Below are 13,748 nucleotides of genomic sequence, written 5' to 3' on the forward strand. Positions count from 1 at the left end.
AAGCCCGGTCCCCCTGCTGTGCAACTCGACCCCCCGGGCACACGGCCCGGACGGTGATCAGTCGGTGGCCGCCACCGCTTCGTCGACCGAGGTGTGGATGGGGAACACCTTGGTGAGACCGGTGATACGGAAGATCTTCAGAATGCGCTCCTGGTTGCAGACCAGGCGCAGCGAGCCCTCGTGGGCACGCACCCGCTTCAGGCCGCCGACCAGCACGCCGAGCCCGGTGGAGTCGAGGAAGTCCACGCCCTCCATGTCGACGACGAGGTGGAAATTGCCGTCGTTCACCAGCTCGACCAACTGCTCGCGCAACTTGGGCGCGGTATATACGTCGATTTCGCCACCGACCTCGACGACCGTACGATCGCCGACGGTACGGGTCGACAGGGACAGGTCCACGGATCCTCCAGCACCTTGCTATCGAGCGGTCGCCCCATGGGACACCTCGGCAGAGCCCCCAGGACGGTTCGCCAGCCGCGATGGCATTCAATCACTTACCGGCAGGCGTGCACGACGCCTTGGCTCCATTGTCCGTCACGCCAGTGACACACTCGGTGCCGATGGCCGAGAATCTCCGATCCGATCGATCCCCGACGGAACCCGAGTCCCGCCCCGCGCCGAGCACGGTCCTGAACCGGCTCGCCTCGGGGCCGAGCCGGGCTTCGCGCATCACTCATACGGAGCACTTGCCCCCGCGTGCGGGTCGCCATGCCGTCTGGCCTCACCGGATTCGCTCCGAGGTCGTCGCGGCCGTCCGGTCCGCGGGCATCGAACACCCCTGGGCCCACCAGGCGGAGGCCGCCGAGCACGCCCTGGACGGCGAGTCGGTGGTCGTCGCCACCGGCACCGCGTCCGGCAAGTCCCTCGCCTACCTCGTGCCGGTCCTGTCCACGCTCCTCGACGGCTCCGAGGCCCCGAACGGCCGCGGCGCCACCGCCCTGTACCTGGCCCCCACGAAGGCCCTGGCGGCCGACCAGTGCCGTGCGGTGAAGGAACTCGCACGGCCCCTGGGCAAGGCCGTGCGCCCGGCCGTGTACGACGGCGACACGCCGTTCGAGGAACGCGAGTGGGTCCGCCAGTACGCCAACTACGTCCTCACCAACCCGGACATGCTCCATCGCGGGATATTGCCGTCCCACCCGCGCTGGTCCTCCTTCCTGAAGTCGCTCAAGTACGTCGTCATCGACGAGTGCCACACCTACCGGGGCGTCTTCGGCTCCCATGTCGCCCAGGTACTGCGCCGCCTGCGCCGCCTGTGCGCCCGCTACGGGGCCTCCCCGGTCTTCCTGCTGGCCTCGGCCACCGCCGCCGAGCCGGCCGTGGCCGCCCGCCGGCTGACCGGCCTGCCGGTCGTCGAGGTCGCCGACGACGCCTCACCGCGCGGGGAACTGGTGTTCGCGCTCTGGGAGCCCCCGCTCACCGAGATGCAGGGCGAGAAGGGCGCTCCGGTGCGCCGGACGGCCACCGCCGAGACGGCCGACCTGCTCACCGACCTCGCCGTGCAGGGCGTCCGCACGGTCGCCTTCGTACGCTCCCGGCGCGGCGCCGAGCTCATCGCCGTCATCGCCCAGGAGCGTCTGGCTGAAGTGGATCGTTCACTGGCCCGGCGTGTCGCGGCGTATCGCGGCGGCTACCTCCCCGAGGAACGCCGCGCCCTGGAACGCGCCCTGCACTCCGGCGAGCTCCTCGGCCTCGCCGCCACGACCGCGCTGGAGCTGGGCGTGGACGTGTCGGGCCTGGACGCCGTGCTCATCGCCGGCTATCCGGGCACCCGCGCGTCGCTGTGGCAGCAGGCGGGCCGGGCCGGTCGCTCCGGCCAGGGGGCCCTCGCCGTCCTGGTGGCCCGCGACGATCCGCTGGACACCTTCCTCGTCCATCATCCGGAGGCCCTGTTCGACCGGCCGGTGGAATCCACGGTCCTCGACCCCGACAATCCGTACGTCCTCGCCCCGCACCTGTGCGCGGCCGCGGCGGAGCTGCCGCTGGTCGAGGAGGACCTGACCCTGTTCGGTCCGGCGGCCGCGGAACTGCTGCCGCAGCTGGAGGCCGCGAAGCTGCTGCGCCGCCGGACGAAGGCCTGGCACTGGACCCGCCGGGAGCGGGCCGCCGATCTGACCGACATCCGCGGCGAGGGCGGACGGCCGGTGCAGATCGTCGAGGAGGGAACAGGACGGCTGCTGGGCACGGTCGACGAGAGCGCCTCCCACACCGCCGTCCACGAGGGCGCGGTCCACCTCCACCAGGGGCGTACGTACCTCGTCCGCTCCCTCGACCTGGAGGACTCGGTCGCCCTGGTCGAGGAGGCCGCCCCGCCGTACTCGACGGTCGCCCGCGACACGACGTCGATCTCCGTCCTGGAGACCGACACCGAGATCCCCTGGGGCGCCGGCCGCCTGTGCTACGGCTCCGTGGAGGTCACCAACCAGGTCGTCTCCTTCCTGCGCAGACGTGTCATCACCGGCGAGGTGCTGGGCGAGACGAAGCTCGACCTCCCCCCTCGTACGCTGCGGACCCGGGCCGTGTGGTGGACGGTCACCGAGGACCAGCTGGACGAGGCCCGGATCAACCCGGAGATCCTGGGCGGCGCCCTGCACGCCGCGGAGCACGCCTCGATCGGGATGCTGCCGCTCTTCGCGACCTGCGACCGCTGGGACATCGGCGGCGTGTCCGTACCCCTGCACCCCGACACCCTCCTGCCGACGGTCTTCGTCTACGACGGCCACCCCGGCGGCGCGGGCTTCGCGGAGCGCGCCTTCCACACCGCCCGCGCCTGGCTCACCGCCACCCGTCAGGCCATCGCCTCCTGCGAGTGCGAGGCCGGCTGCCCGTCCTGCATCCAGTCGCCCAAGTGCGGCAACGGGAACGATCCCCTGCACAAGCGGGGTGCCGTACGCCTGCTCACGGTTCTGCTGCGGGGAGCTCCGCGGGAGGAGCCGCGGGACGAGTCGCAGGGCGAGCCGCGGGACGAGCCACAGGGCGAGCCGCGGGACGAGTCGCAGGGCGAGCCGCGGGACGAGCCGCGGGACGAGCCACAGGATCGGGGAGCACCGGAGCCGGGACGGGTCCCGGGACCGGCGCGGGAGTCGGGGCGGGACCCGAGGTCGGCGCGGGAGCAGGGGCGGGATTAGCGGCGGGTCCCGGGATCGGCGTGGGAGTAGCGGCGGGTCCCGGGATCGGCGTGGGGAGAGTCCGCGGGACCTGTTCCGCCGGGCCCGCCCGGGCCCTGACCTCGGCCTCGAACGGCCCCCGCCCCGAGGCCGCGGACACGTCCGAGACCGCGCCCAGCACGGCGCACCGCACCAGCCGGGTGCCCTGGGCCCGAGCCACCCGCTCCGCCCGCCCACAGGCCGCCGCGCCGCCCTCCGCCGCGTGGTCTGCCGCCGCCAGCGCCGCGAGGTCGGCGCCGCCGGCCGCCCGGTGCCGGGTCACGACGGCCTGGCCGAGCGCCAGCACCGCCCCGAACACGACGCACAGCACGGCGATCGCTCCGACACCCCAGACGGTGGCGGAGCCGCGGTCGCTCCGGACGGTGGCGGAGCGCGGCCCGCCGCCAGACGCGGCGCCCTCCGCCCGGAGCTCCCGACTCCCCGTCACGGGTCCGCCTCCGCCGGCTCCACCGTCTCCTCGGCCCATGCCACGGCCTCCTCCCGTACCTCGAACGGCAGCCCGTGCAGCGCCGGGGGTCTGGCCACGACCACCACACGGACCTGGTCGCCCGAACGGCCCACCGAGACCTCCGCACCGCTCGGTGCCGCCGCCCGGGTGACGGCCAGCACCGCGTCGGCCGAGTCCTGCCGGGCCGCCGCCCGCGCCCCCGTCCGCGCCGCGTCCACGCACTGGATCCGTACGGCCGCCACGAGCAGCGCCCACACCAGCGCCAGCGCGAACAGCACCAGCACGGGCAGCACCACCGCCGACTCGGCCGTCACGAACCCCCGGTCCGCGCCTCGCTCACATCGACGCACTGAGCGCTCGCTTCACGATGGCCTCCAGCTCCGCGCTGACCTCACCGCTCGTCACCACCTTGTAGAGGAGCACGGCGAACGCCACCGCCGCGACGATCCCCATGGCGTACTCGGACGTGACCATCCCCGCGTCCTTGCGCACCGCACGTGCCCTGCGCTCCAGGGCACGCAGCCGCACCCGTACCGTCTTGTACATCTCAGCCCCCGTAAGGTCCGGTTCCGTCGATCTCTCTGGTCCTCGGCGGCCGGCCGTGTGTCCGGCCGCCGCTCCCGGTCGTGCGCCCTCAGGCCCGTCCTGTCATCCGCCACCCCCTCCCATCACTTCGCCCGCCAGCCCGATCACCACGGGCACCACGCCGACGGCGATGAACGCGGGCAGGAAGCACAGCCCCACCGGCACGGTGACCACCACCGCCGCCCGTCTGGCCCGTACCGCCGCGTCGCGCGCTCGCTCCGCGCGGGCGTCAGCGGCGAACCGTGCGACGGGACCGGCCGCGGGGAGCCCGGAGTCACCGGCCCGTTCCAGCAGCCGCGCCAGGGCCTCGGCGCCCGGGATCGAGGCCAGCCGCCGCCAGGCCTCGCCCGGTTCGCCCCCGAGCCGCACCTCCGCCGCGCCGCGCGCCAGCGCCGTGCCGACCGGCCCGCCGAGCGCCTCGCCGGTCGCCTGGGCGGCGATCACCGGACCGGCTCCGGCCTCGACACAGGCACCCAGCAGTTCCGCGGCGAGCGGGAGCTGCCGGGCTGCCTCCCCCACGTCGACGTCCACCGCGCGGCCCGTGGACGCCTGCGCCTGCGCCTGCCGCAGACGCCACCGCCGCAGCGCGGCCGCCGTCAGCACGCCGATCACCACGCCGGTGAAGCCGCCGACCACCACCCACCCGGCAGCCACCGCTCCCGCCCAGGGCAGCCAGCGCCGTACGGCCTCACCGATCTGCGGGCGGGCACCCGCCGATCCCGTTTCCCGGGCGAGCAGTTCGGCGATCCGCCGCCGTGCCCTGCGCCGCCGCACCGCCGCCGCCCAGGCCCCCGGCCCACCGAGGGCGAGCACCGCCCCCAAGGTCACCCCCAGCCTGTGGAAAACCTCCGCGCCCACGCTCATGCGCCCTCCGCCCCTCGTACGATCCGCAGCGCCCACCACATCCCGACGCCCTCGAGGAGACCTCCGGCCAGCAGACAGCCCAGGCCGGCTCCGGTGTGCAGCAGCACGTGCAGCGGGTCGGCACCCAAGGCACCGCCGAGGAGCAGCCCCAGGACGGGCAGACCGGCGAGCATCACCGCCGTGGAGCGGGCACCGGCCAGCTGGGCACGGAGGTCGGCGCGCTGGTCCCGTTCGGCGCGCAGCGCCCGCTCGATCCGGTCGAGTCCGGCCGCGAGGCCCGCGCCCCGGTCCACGGCGACCCGCCAGCACGCCGCGAGGCCCAGCAGCCCCTCGGCCCCCGGTTGCCGCGCCGCGGCCGCGAGCGCCGTCGGGACGTCCCCGCCGAACCTCGCCGCCGCCAGCACCGCCGCCTGCGCGTCGCCGAGCCCTTCGGAGTCGCGGGCGGCGCGCATCAGCGCCTCACCCGGCTGCCGCCCGGCACGCACCTCTCCGGCGAGCGTCCCGCACAGAGTGATGACCGCGTTCTCCCGGTGCTCCCGCGCCTTCCTGGCCCGCCCGGCCAGCCGGGCCCGGCGCGCCAGCGGCACCCCGGCCGCCCCCGCCGCGACCGGCAGCACCGAGGCCCCCAGCACCGCCAGCACCAGCCCGGCGGCCAGCGACCACCACTCGGCCCGCCAGCGCCCACGGATCAGCAGCAGCGCGCAGGTCAGATGCCGCCGCACGGGCGGCCCGGTGGCGACCGCCCCGCCACCCGCGAGCAGCAGTTGCGCCCGGCGGGCCGCAGAGTGCCGACCGCCCGTCCACCAGAGGGCCGCTCCCGCACACGCCACGGTCGCGCCCGTCACCGACTCGCTCCACGAGATCCCGCCCATTGCGCTCACGTCTCCCGCCGTCCCTTCTCCTCATCCGGCACCTCCACCCCTGGAGACCGCCCGTCCGCCGGCCGCGACCGCCCGGCCCACGGCCGCCCCGGCCCCCGACCTCGTCGCCCGCCCCGAACCGGTCACGCGAACCCGTCAGACCCCACACCCACACCCGCCGTCCCGTCCGCACTCACCGTCCCGTCCGCACTCGCCCTCCCGTCCGCTCCCGCCGGTCTGTCCGCTCCCGCCGTCCTGGCCGTGAAGCAGTTCCCGCAGCCGCTCCCACCCCCGTTCGCGGGCGAACGCCTGCGTGCCCCAGCGCAGTGCCGGCACCGTCCGCACCAGCCCGGTCGCGTCCCGCTCCAGCACGTGGACCTCGGCGATCCGCCGCCGGCCCGCCCGGTCGCGCGCGAGGTGCAGAACCACCGACAGCGCCGCCGCGACCTGGCTGTGCAGCGCGGCCCGGTCGAGCCCGGCCGCCGTGCCGAGCGCCTCCAGCCGGGCCGGTACGTCGGCGGCCGCGTTGGCATGGACCGTTCCGCACCCGCCCTGGTGGCCGGTGTTCAACGCGGCCAGCAGATGGACCACCTCGGGACCGCGCACCTCGCCGACGACCAGGCGGTCCGGGCGCATGCGCAACGCTTGCCGCACCAGGTCCTCCAGGGTCACCAGGCCTGCGCCCTCCTGGTTGGCGGGTCTCGCCTCCAGGCGTACGACGTGTGGATGGTCCGGCCGCAGCTCCGCGGAGTCCTCCGCGAGCACGATCCGCTCCCCCGGGCCGACCAGCCCGAGCAGCGCGCTCAGCAGGGTCGTCTTGCCGCTGCCGGTGCCGCCGCTGATCACGAAGGACAGCCGGGCTCTCAGCAGCGCCCGCAGCACCCGGTCCCCGCCCGGCGGCACCGTGCCCGCCGCGACCAACTCGTCGAGGGTGAAGGCGCGGGGTCGTACCACCCGCAGGGAGAGGCAGGTGCAGCCGACGGCGACCGGCGGCAGCACCGCGTGCAGCCGGGTGCCGTCCGGCAGCCGGGCGTCGGCCCACGGCCGCGCGTCGTCGAGCCGGCGTCCGGCCACCGCGGCCAGCCGTTGCGCGAGGCGCCGTACGGCCGCCGCGTCCGGGAAGGAGACCGCGGTCAGCTCCAGCCCGCCACCCCGGTCCACCCAGACCCGGTCCGGAGCCGAGACCAGCACGTCGGTCACCGTGGGATCGCCGAGCAGCGTCTCCAGCGGCCCGCTGCCGACCAGTTCGCGGCGCAGCTGCTCGGCGGCGCCGAGCACTTCGGCGTCCCCGAGGACCCGTCCCTGTTCGCGCAAGGCCTGCGCCACGCGCGCGGGGGTCGGTTCGGCCCCGCTCTCGGCCAGCCACCGCCGTACGCCGTCCAGGAGGGCCGAGCCGGTGGCCCGCTCGGTTCCGGGGAGGGCGCTCATGGGCCGGCCGTCTCGACCAGGGCCCGTGCCCAGAACTCCTTGCAGAACCGCGCGAGCGGTCCCCGCGCGGCCGCTCCCGGTGGCGCCTTGCCCCCGTTCGGCCGCAGCAGTGCGGACTCCGCGGGCACCTCGCCGGCCAGGGGCAGGCCGAGCAGCCGCGCCACCTCGCGGTCGTCGAGTCCGGGCGAGTACGGCCCGCGTACCGCCACCCGCAGGTCGCGCAGGACCATGCCGACGGCCGACGCCACCCGTCCCGCCGCCGCCACGGCGCGCAGTTCGGCGGGGACCACGAGCAGTCCCAGATCGAGCTGGGCGAGCGCCTCGGCCACACCGTCGTCGATGCGGCGCGGCAGGTCCACGACCACGGTGCCGCCCCGGCGCCGGGCCGCCGCGAGCACCGCCCGCACCGCCTGGGGCGGGATGGCGACGCAGTCGCCGCGGTCCCAGCTGAGCACCCGCAAGGCGTGCAGGCGCGGCAGGGACTCCTCCAGGGCGCCGCCGCCGACGCGTCCGCGCGAGGCGGCGAAGGCGGGCCAGCGCAGGCCCTCGGCCGTCTCGCCGCCGAGGAGTACGTCGAGTCCGCCGCCCAGCGGATCGGCGTCCACGAGCAGGGTGCGCAGCCCCTCGCGTGCGGAGGTGACGGCGAGGGCGCACGCGAGTGTGGAGGCTCCGGCGCCGCCGCGGCCGCCGATCACGCCGACGGTGAGCGCGGGCCGGCCGACGCCCTCGGCGACGTCGGCGATGCGGTCGACCAGCCACTGTTCCCCGTCCGGCAGCATCAGGACGTGGTCGGCGCCGATCTCGACCGCCCGCCGCCACACCCCCGGGTCGTCCTGGTCCCGTCCGACGAGCACCACTCCGCGCCTGCGGGCGGCCCCACGCACCCGCCGGGCGGCGTCGTCGCCGACCAGGACGAGCGGTGCGGCCTCCCAGCTTCCCCGCGGTTTCGGCACCCCGTGGTGGACCTCGGGGGTGGCGCCGGCCGCCGCGCACAGGCGCAACAGGTCGTCCAGGAGTTCCGCGTCCTCCGTGACGATCAACGGCTTGCCCGGCCGGCCCCCGGTGGTCGGCGGCGGGTCGTGTGTGACGGTTCCGGCCACGGTTTCCATCCCCCTTCGCTGCTTCTCGCGCAGCCTCCGTGGCCCCGCGATTCCCGTACGTGTGAAGACCCGGCGTCCGGCCGCCCTATGAACGGCCGCCGGAAACCGGCCAAACGCGCCCGGCAATCGGAACCGGCCATGGAACTCGCCGTGGGCCGGACGCGTTGGAATCACGGTGCAGCGATCCCGGAAATCTTGTGGATCTTGGTCGAAAACTGTGGACAACTCACCTGTTGTGAATATCGCCGTCACTCATACCGGCGGCCCGCGGCGGCCTGCGCGCGACTTCCGTAGAGCAGCGTTTCGGCTACACACAGTGACCGATCATGGGCTCGCGAAGAGAGCGGCCCCGGCCGCCTCGAAGCGGCTCCGCGGCCGCGCAGGAGAGGGGAAAACCCGTCCGGACATGCGACGACCCCCGCCGGGGGGGAGAGCGGGGGTCGTCTCCACGGCCGACTCGGGGGGGGAGGAGTCGGACCGGGTTAGCACGGTCGCGAACGATCCGTGACTTCCATGGTGTACCCGAGAGCCCTCTCAGGCAAACCCACGCGCCCACCTTACGCCGAATGGGCTGCGCCTATGCTCGGGGCGTGGAAAACCACTCCTTGCCTCGCACAGCTGCCTTCTTTGACCTGGACAAGACGGTCATTGCGAAGTCGAGCACACTCACCTTCAGCAAGTCCTTCTACCAAGGCGGACTGATCAACCGCAGGGCCGCCTTGCGGACCGCATACGCCCAGTTCGTCTTCATGCTGGGCGGCATGGACCACGACCAGATGGAACGCATGCGTGCGTACCTGTCCGCGATGTGCCGCGGCTGGAACGTCCAACAGGTGAAGGAACTCGTCGCCGAGACCCTTCACGACCTGATCGACCCGATCATCTACGACGAGGCCGCCTCCCTCATCGAGATGCACCACACCGCCGGACGCGACGTCGTGATCGTGTCCACGTCGGGCGCCGAAGTGGTCGAGCCCATCGGCGAGCTGCTCGGCGCGGACCGCGTGGTGGCCACCCGGATGGTCGTGGGCGACGACGGCTGCTTCACCGGGGAGGTGGAGTACTACGCCTACGGCCCGACGAAGGCCGAGGCGATCAAGGAGCTGGCCGAGTCCGAGGGCTACGACCTCGCCCGCTGCTACGCCTACAGCGACTCGGCGACCGACCTGCCGATGCTCCGTTCCGTCGGCCATCCGCACGCCGTGAACCCGGACCGCGCGCTGCGTCGTGAGGCGGTCGCACAGGGCTGGCCGGTCCTCGACTTCCACCGGCCGGTGCGGTTGAAGCAGCGCATTCCGGGGCTCGCCGTACCGACCCGGCCCGTCCTCGTCGCGGCCGCGGCGATAGGAGCCGCGGCGGCCACGGCGGGGCTGGTCTGGTACGCGAGCCGACGGCGAGCGGCCATAGCCTGACCTGCGACTTCACCCCGATACGGCACCCTTTGCCGCAGAGGTGACCGATTAGCACGTCTTTGATACTGAAAGTAAAGAAGTGCGGTCAGGGGTTCCACTTCCTCCGGGCGTGCAGTACAAAGGACTCAGTGGCCCGCGAGACCGAAGGACATCCGAGAGGATCACCTTTTAAACGCATTTGGCCCCACGGACCCCGCATGAACACTGGGCACCCACGCGACGTCGACCCGTCGATTACGGGCCAGCCGCACCAGGCACGGGCAAAGCCCCCGGCCTGATGGGTATATATCGAGGACGCTTGGTAACCGGGTGAACATGCCAGCGGCGGTACGGACATCCGTACCGCCGCAACCCTGCGAGGCCCCTTCGGGGGCCTCTTCTCATGCCGCCCCGCGCTGCAGCGCCTCGCACACCGCCGTCGACTCGCGGGCCCCCAGCCCGACCGCCCTGCCGCAGTGGGCGATCCAGGCCGCCACACCCTCCGGGGTGCCCGACACATAGCCGTCCAGGGCCGCGAGGTAGGCCGCCCGGCCCAGCTCGGCGTGACCCACCTCGGCGGGGCAGACCGACTTGGGGTCGAGGCCGCTGCCGACCAGCACGATGCGCTCGGCGCTGCGCGCCACCAGACCGTTGTGCGAGGTGAAGGGGCGCAGCGCGAGGATCTCGCCGTGGACCACGGCCGCCGTCACCAGCGCCGGCGCGGAACCGCCCGCGATGATCAGCTCGGACAGGCCCTCCAGTCGGCCGGACACCTCCGCCGCGCTCGGCAGCGGCAGCCCGACCAGCGGCTCGTCGACCTCCTCGCCCGCCTGACGCGGCCGCCCGACCTCGTCCCCCTGGCTCGCCGCGGCGACCAGATGCAGCCGGGCCAGCACCCTGAGCGGCGACTGCCGCCAGATGGACAGCAACTGGCCCGCCTCGGCGGTCAGCCGCAGCGCCGCGCCCATGACGCGCGCCTCGTCGTCGCCGCTGAAGTCGGTACGCCGACGCACCTCTTCGAGCGCCCAGTCCGCGCCGGACAGGGCCCCGGAGCCACGGGCGCCCCGCAGTGCCGCCTCGGAGGTGATCTCGTTGCTGCGGCGCCGCATGACCCGGTGCCCGTAGACCCGGTCCACGGCCTTGCGCACGGACTCCACGGACTCGGCCACCCCGGGCAGCGAGCCCAGGGCCGCGAGCGGATCGGCGGACGCACCTGTCGTACTCATGAGTACGACATTACGCAGTCGGGGGGCGCACCCCACGAAGGAGTGGTCTTCTTCACTCCACTCGGCACGCAATGCGATCACACGACTACGCTTGGTGAACATGAAAATTGCTTTCGTCGGGAAGGGCGGCAGCGGCAAGACGACCCTGTCCTCCCTGTTCATCCGTCGCCTCGCGGCCGCCGGAGCGCCGGTCGTCGCCGTCGACGCCGACATCAACCAGCACCTGGGCGCCGCCCTCGGCCTCGACGAGCAGGAGGCGGCGCGGCTGCCCGCGATGGGCGGACAGCTTCGGCTGATCAAGGACTATCTGCGCGGCTCCAACCCGCGCATCACCTCCGCCGACACGATGATCAAGACGACCCCGCCCGGCGAGGGCTCGCGCCTGCTGCGGGTCCGGGATCCCAATCCGGTCTACGACGCCTGCGCCCGGCCGGTGGAGCTCGACGGCGGCGCCGTCCGTTTGATGGTCACCGGCCCCTTCGCGGACTCCGACCTGGGAGTCGCCTGCTACCACTCCAAGACGGGAGCGGTGGAGCTCTGCCTGAACCACCTGGCGGACGGCCCCGACGAGTACGTCGTGGTCGACATGACGGCAGGTTCGGACTCCTTCGCCTCCGGCATGTTCACCCGCTTCGACATCACGTTCCTCGTCGCCGAGCCGACCCGGAAGGGGGTCTCCGTCTATCGCCAGTACAAGGAGTACGCCCGCGACTTCGGCATCGTCCTGAAGGTCGTCGGCAACAAGGTGCAGAGCCAGGACGACATCGACTTCCTGCGCTGCGAGATCGGCGACGACCTGCTGGTGACGGTCGGGCACTCGGACTGGGTGCGCGCGATGGAGAAGGGCCGGCCGCCCCGGTTCGAGCTCCTGGAGGACGGCAACCGCCGCGCCCTGCGCCTGCTGCACACGGCCACCGACGCGACCTACGAACTGCGCGACTGGGAACGCTACACACGGCAGATGGTGCACTTCCACCTGAAGAACGCCCAGTCCTGGGGAAACGAGCGCACCGGGGCCGACCTGGCCGCGCAGATCGACCCCGGGTTCGTGCTCGGCGAGGGAGTCACCGCCCCCGCGTAGCCGGATCGGCCGGCGGCGCCCCGGGCACACCCTTGGGCGCGGGTGCCGGGCGAGCCGACAGGAAGGACGCCCAGCCCAGCCCGGGGGCCTGGCCCACCTTCAGGGTGCGCAGTCTGGCCAGGGTCTGCGGGTCCTGGGCGTCCAGCCAGTCGGCGAGCTGCCGGAAGGAGACGCAGCGCACCTCGGGCTTGTTGCAGACGTTCGCGACGACCTGGTCGAGGGCGCGCATGTAGGTGCCGCCGTTCCAGGACTCGAAGTGGTTGCCGACGACCAGGGGCGCGCGGTTGCCGTCGTAGGCGCGCTCGAAGCCCTTGAGCAGGCCGTCCCGCATCTGGTCGCCCCAGAGGGCGTACTTGTCCGGGTCGCCCTGGGTCGATGCGCCCGACTGGCTGACCATGAAGTTGTAGTCCATGGTGAGCTGCTCGTAGGAGTGGCCGGGGAAGGGCACGAGCTGCATGGACAGGTCCCACAGGCCCTCCCGTTTCTTCGGCCAGACCTGGTTGTTCACACCGCTGGTGTCGTAGCGGAAGCCCAGCTGGGCGGCGGCCTTCACGAAGTTGTCCCGGCCCTCCAGACAGGGGGTGCGGGCGCCGATGAGCTCCTTGTCGTAGTCGAAGGGCAGCGGGGACGACTTCGTCATGCCGCTATTGGTCTTCCAGGACTCGACGAACCGCTTGGCCTGGGCGATCTCGTCCTTCCACTCGCTGACGGACCACTCGCCGACACCACCGTTCGGGCCACAGAAGTGGCCGTTGAAGTGGGTGCCGATCTCGTTGCCCTCCAGCCACGCCAGACGCAGCTGCTTGACGGTGTCGGCGATGCCCTGCTCGTCGTTGAAACCGATGTCCGAGCGGCCCGGCGAGTGCTGTGGCGGCTTGTAGAGGTCACGCTTCTCCTTGGGCAGCATGTACACGCCGCTCAGGAAGTACGTCATCGTCGCGCGGTTCTCCTTGGCGACCTTGCGGAAGTGGGAGAACAGCTTCTGACTGTCCTCGCCCGCCCCGTCCCAGGAGAACACCACGAACTGCGGGGGCTTCTGGCCGGGCTTGAGCCGCTCCGGCCGCGGCAGGTGCGGCTGCGCACCGGTGTAGGCGGTGGAACCGTCGCCGATCAGGCGGACCACACTCCCCGGCGCCGGGGCGCCCTTGGCCTTCTGCGGGCCGGGCACCCCTGCGTTCGCACCGGGAGAGCCCCCGGCTCCGGTCGTGCAGCCGGCGAGCGAGACGGCTACGGCCGCGGCGACCACAGCGCCCGCGGCGATCCTCTGGGTGGCGGCCATGTTCCGCCCACCTTCTTCCTTCTCTCAGGCCGACGCCGGTGCCGGCGTCTTCGGGGACGTGCCGGGCCGAGCCGACAGCGCCGTCAAGGTCGCACGGGGTCGAGAAGGAATTAATACGACAAGCCGACCAAATGCATAGATCACTCTGCCGAGTGATTTAGTGACCCATTTGCCTGTAATGCCCATCAAAGGTCTTTACTTTGCATTACGGTCTATTTACCGAACGTTGATTTATCCCGCCGTAGTACGCCGTGACCCACGGCCGCGACCAGAGCCCCGCCATCGACGGGGACCATCCGTTCCGCGACCGCGCTGCCCC

12 protein-coding genes and 1 pseudogene are annotated in these 13,748 nt (G+C 73.0%); 3 read left to right on the top strand and 10 right to left on the bottom strand.

The features are described 5' to 3' along the window. Positions 1-57 precede the first annotated feature (57 nt). Complete coding sequence (gene bldG, locus ACZ7OY_RS12065; RefSeq protein ID WP_009189842.1) at positions 58-399, bottom strand: anti-sigma factor antagonist BldG; 342 nt, start codon at positions 397-399, stop codon at positions 58-60. Positions 400-479: 80 nt separating this feature from the next. Here bldG and ACZ7OY_RS12070 point away from each other — a divergent pair, with 80 nt between their 5' ends. Then, a complete protein-coding gene (locus ACZ7OY_RS12070) occupies positions 480-3,128 on the top strand; it encodes a DEAD/DEAH box helicase (protein WP_471911309.1) in 2,649 nt (882 codons plus the stop codon). 16 nt (positions 3,129-3,144) lie between these two features. Here ACZ7OY_RS12070 and ACZ7OY_RS12075 read toward each other — a convergent pair. The 7 genes and pseudogenes from ACZ7OY_RS12075 to ssd all read right to left on the bottom strand — a co-directional run. Beyond that, a pseudogene (locus tag ACZ7OY_RS12075) lies at positions 3,145-3,594 on the bottom strand (Rv3654c family TadE-like protein); the annotation flags it as partial. After that, positions 3,591-3,965 carry a TadE family type IV pilus minor pilin gene (locus ACZ7OY_RS12080; protein ID WP_471911310.1) on the bottom strand — a complete coding sequence of 125 codons (375 nt, stop codon included), beginning with the start codon at positions 3,963-3,965 and terminating at the stop codon, positions 3,591-3,593. The gene ACZ7OY_RS12080 and the pseudogene ACZ7OY_RS12075, both read right to left, overlap by 4 nt. Continuing rightward, positions 3,952-4,161: a DUF4244 domain-containing protein gene (locus ACZ7OY_RS12085; protein ID WP_385530774.1), complete on the bottom strand. Its 210-nt coding sequence runs from the start codon at positions 4,159-4,161 to the stop codon at positions 3,952-3,954. Before ACZ7OY_RS12085 ends, ACZ7OY_RS12080 begins: the two co-directional genes overlap by 14 nt. Before the next feature lie 102 nt (positions 4,162-4,263). Further along, positions 4,264-5,058 (bottom strand): type II secretion system F family protein, encoded by a 795-nt coding sequence (locus ACZ7OY_RS12090; protein WP_471911668.1) that lies wholly within the window; start codon positions 5,056-5,058, stop codon positions 4,264-4,266. Between the two features lie 2 nt (positions 5,059-5,060). Further along, positions 5,061-5,936, bottom strand: a complete 876-nt coding sequence (locus ACZ7OY_RS12095) for a type II secretion system F family protein (protein ID WP_471911669.1) — start codon at positions 5,934-5,936, stop codon at positions 5,061-5,063. A gap of 144 nt (positions 5,937-6,080) precedes the next feature. Beyond that, positions 6,081-7,352 carry a TadA family conjugal transfer-associated ATPase gene (locus ACZ7OY_RS12100; protein WP_471911311.1) on the bottom strand — a complete coding sequence of 424 codons (1,272 nt, stop codon included), beginning with the start codon at positions 7,350-7,352 and terminating at the stop codon, positions 6,081-6,083. After that, positions 7,349-8,461 (bottom strand): septum site-determining protein Ssd, encoded by a 1,113-nt coding sequence (gene ssd / locus ACZ7OY_RS12105; RefSeq protein WP_471911312.1) that lies wholly within the window; start codon positions 8,459-8,461, stop codon positions 7,349-7,351. Before ssd ends, ACZ7OY_RS12100 begins: the two co-directional genes overlap by 4 nt. A 557-nt stretch (positions 8,462-9,018) precedes the next feature. Here ssd and ACZ7OY_RS12110 point away from each other — a divergent pair. Then, the gene (locus tag ACZ7OY_RS12110) at positions 9,019-9,864 is read left to right on the top strand and encodes an HAD family hydrolase (protein ID WP_384725164.1); all 846 of its coding nucleotides are present in this window, start codon (positions 9,019-9,021) and stop codon (positions 9,862-9,864) included. Positions 9,865-10,244: 380 nt separating this feature from the next. Here ACZ7OY_RS12110 and ACZ7OY_RS12115 read toward each other — a convergent pair whose 3' ends face one another. Next, positions 10,245-11,069, bottom strand: a complete 825-nt coding sequence (locus ACZ7OY_RS12115) for a Fic family protein (RefSeq protein ID WP_384725163.1) — start codon at positions 11,067-11,069, stop codon at positions 10,245-10,247. A 100-nt stretch (positions 11,070-11,169) separates the two neighbouring features. Here ACZ7OY_RS12115 and ACZ7OY_RS12120 point away from each other — a divergent pair, with 100 nt between their 5' ends. Then, the gene (locus ACZ7OY_RS12120) at positions 11,170-12,150 is read left to right on the top strand and encodes an ATP-binding protein (protein WP_471911313.1); all 981 of its coding nucleotides are present in this window, start codon (positions 11,170-11,172) and stop codon (positions 12,148-12,150) included. Here ACZ7OY_RS12120 and ACZ7OY_RS12125 read toward each other — a convergent pair. Then, a complete protein-coding gene (locus ACZ7OY_RS12125; RefSeq protein ID WP_471911314.1) occupies positions 12,134-13,429 on the bottom strand; it encodes a polysaccharide deacetylase family protein in 1,296 nt (431 codons plus the stop codon). The two genes, ACZ7OY_RS12120 and ACZ7OY_RS12125, sit on opposite strands and share 17 nt — an antisense overlap. Positions 13,430-13,748: the final 319 nt, after the last annotated feature.

The sequence above is a fragment of the Streptomyces sp. NPDC107559 genome (genome assembly GCF_055657365.1).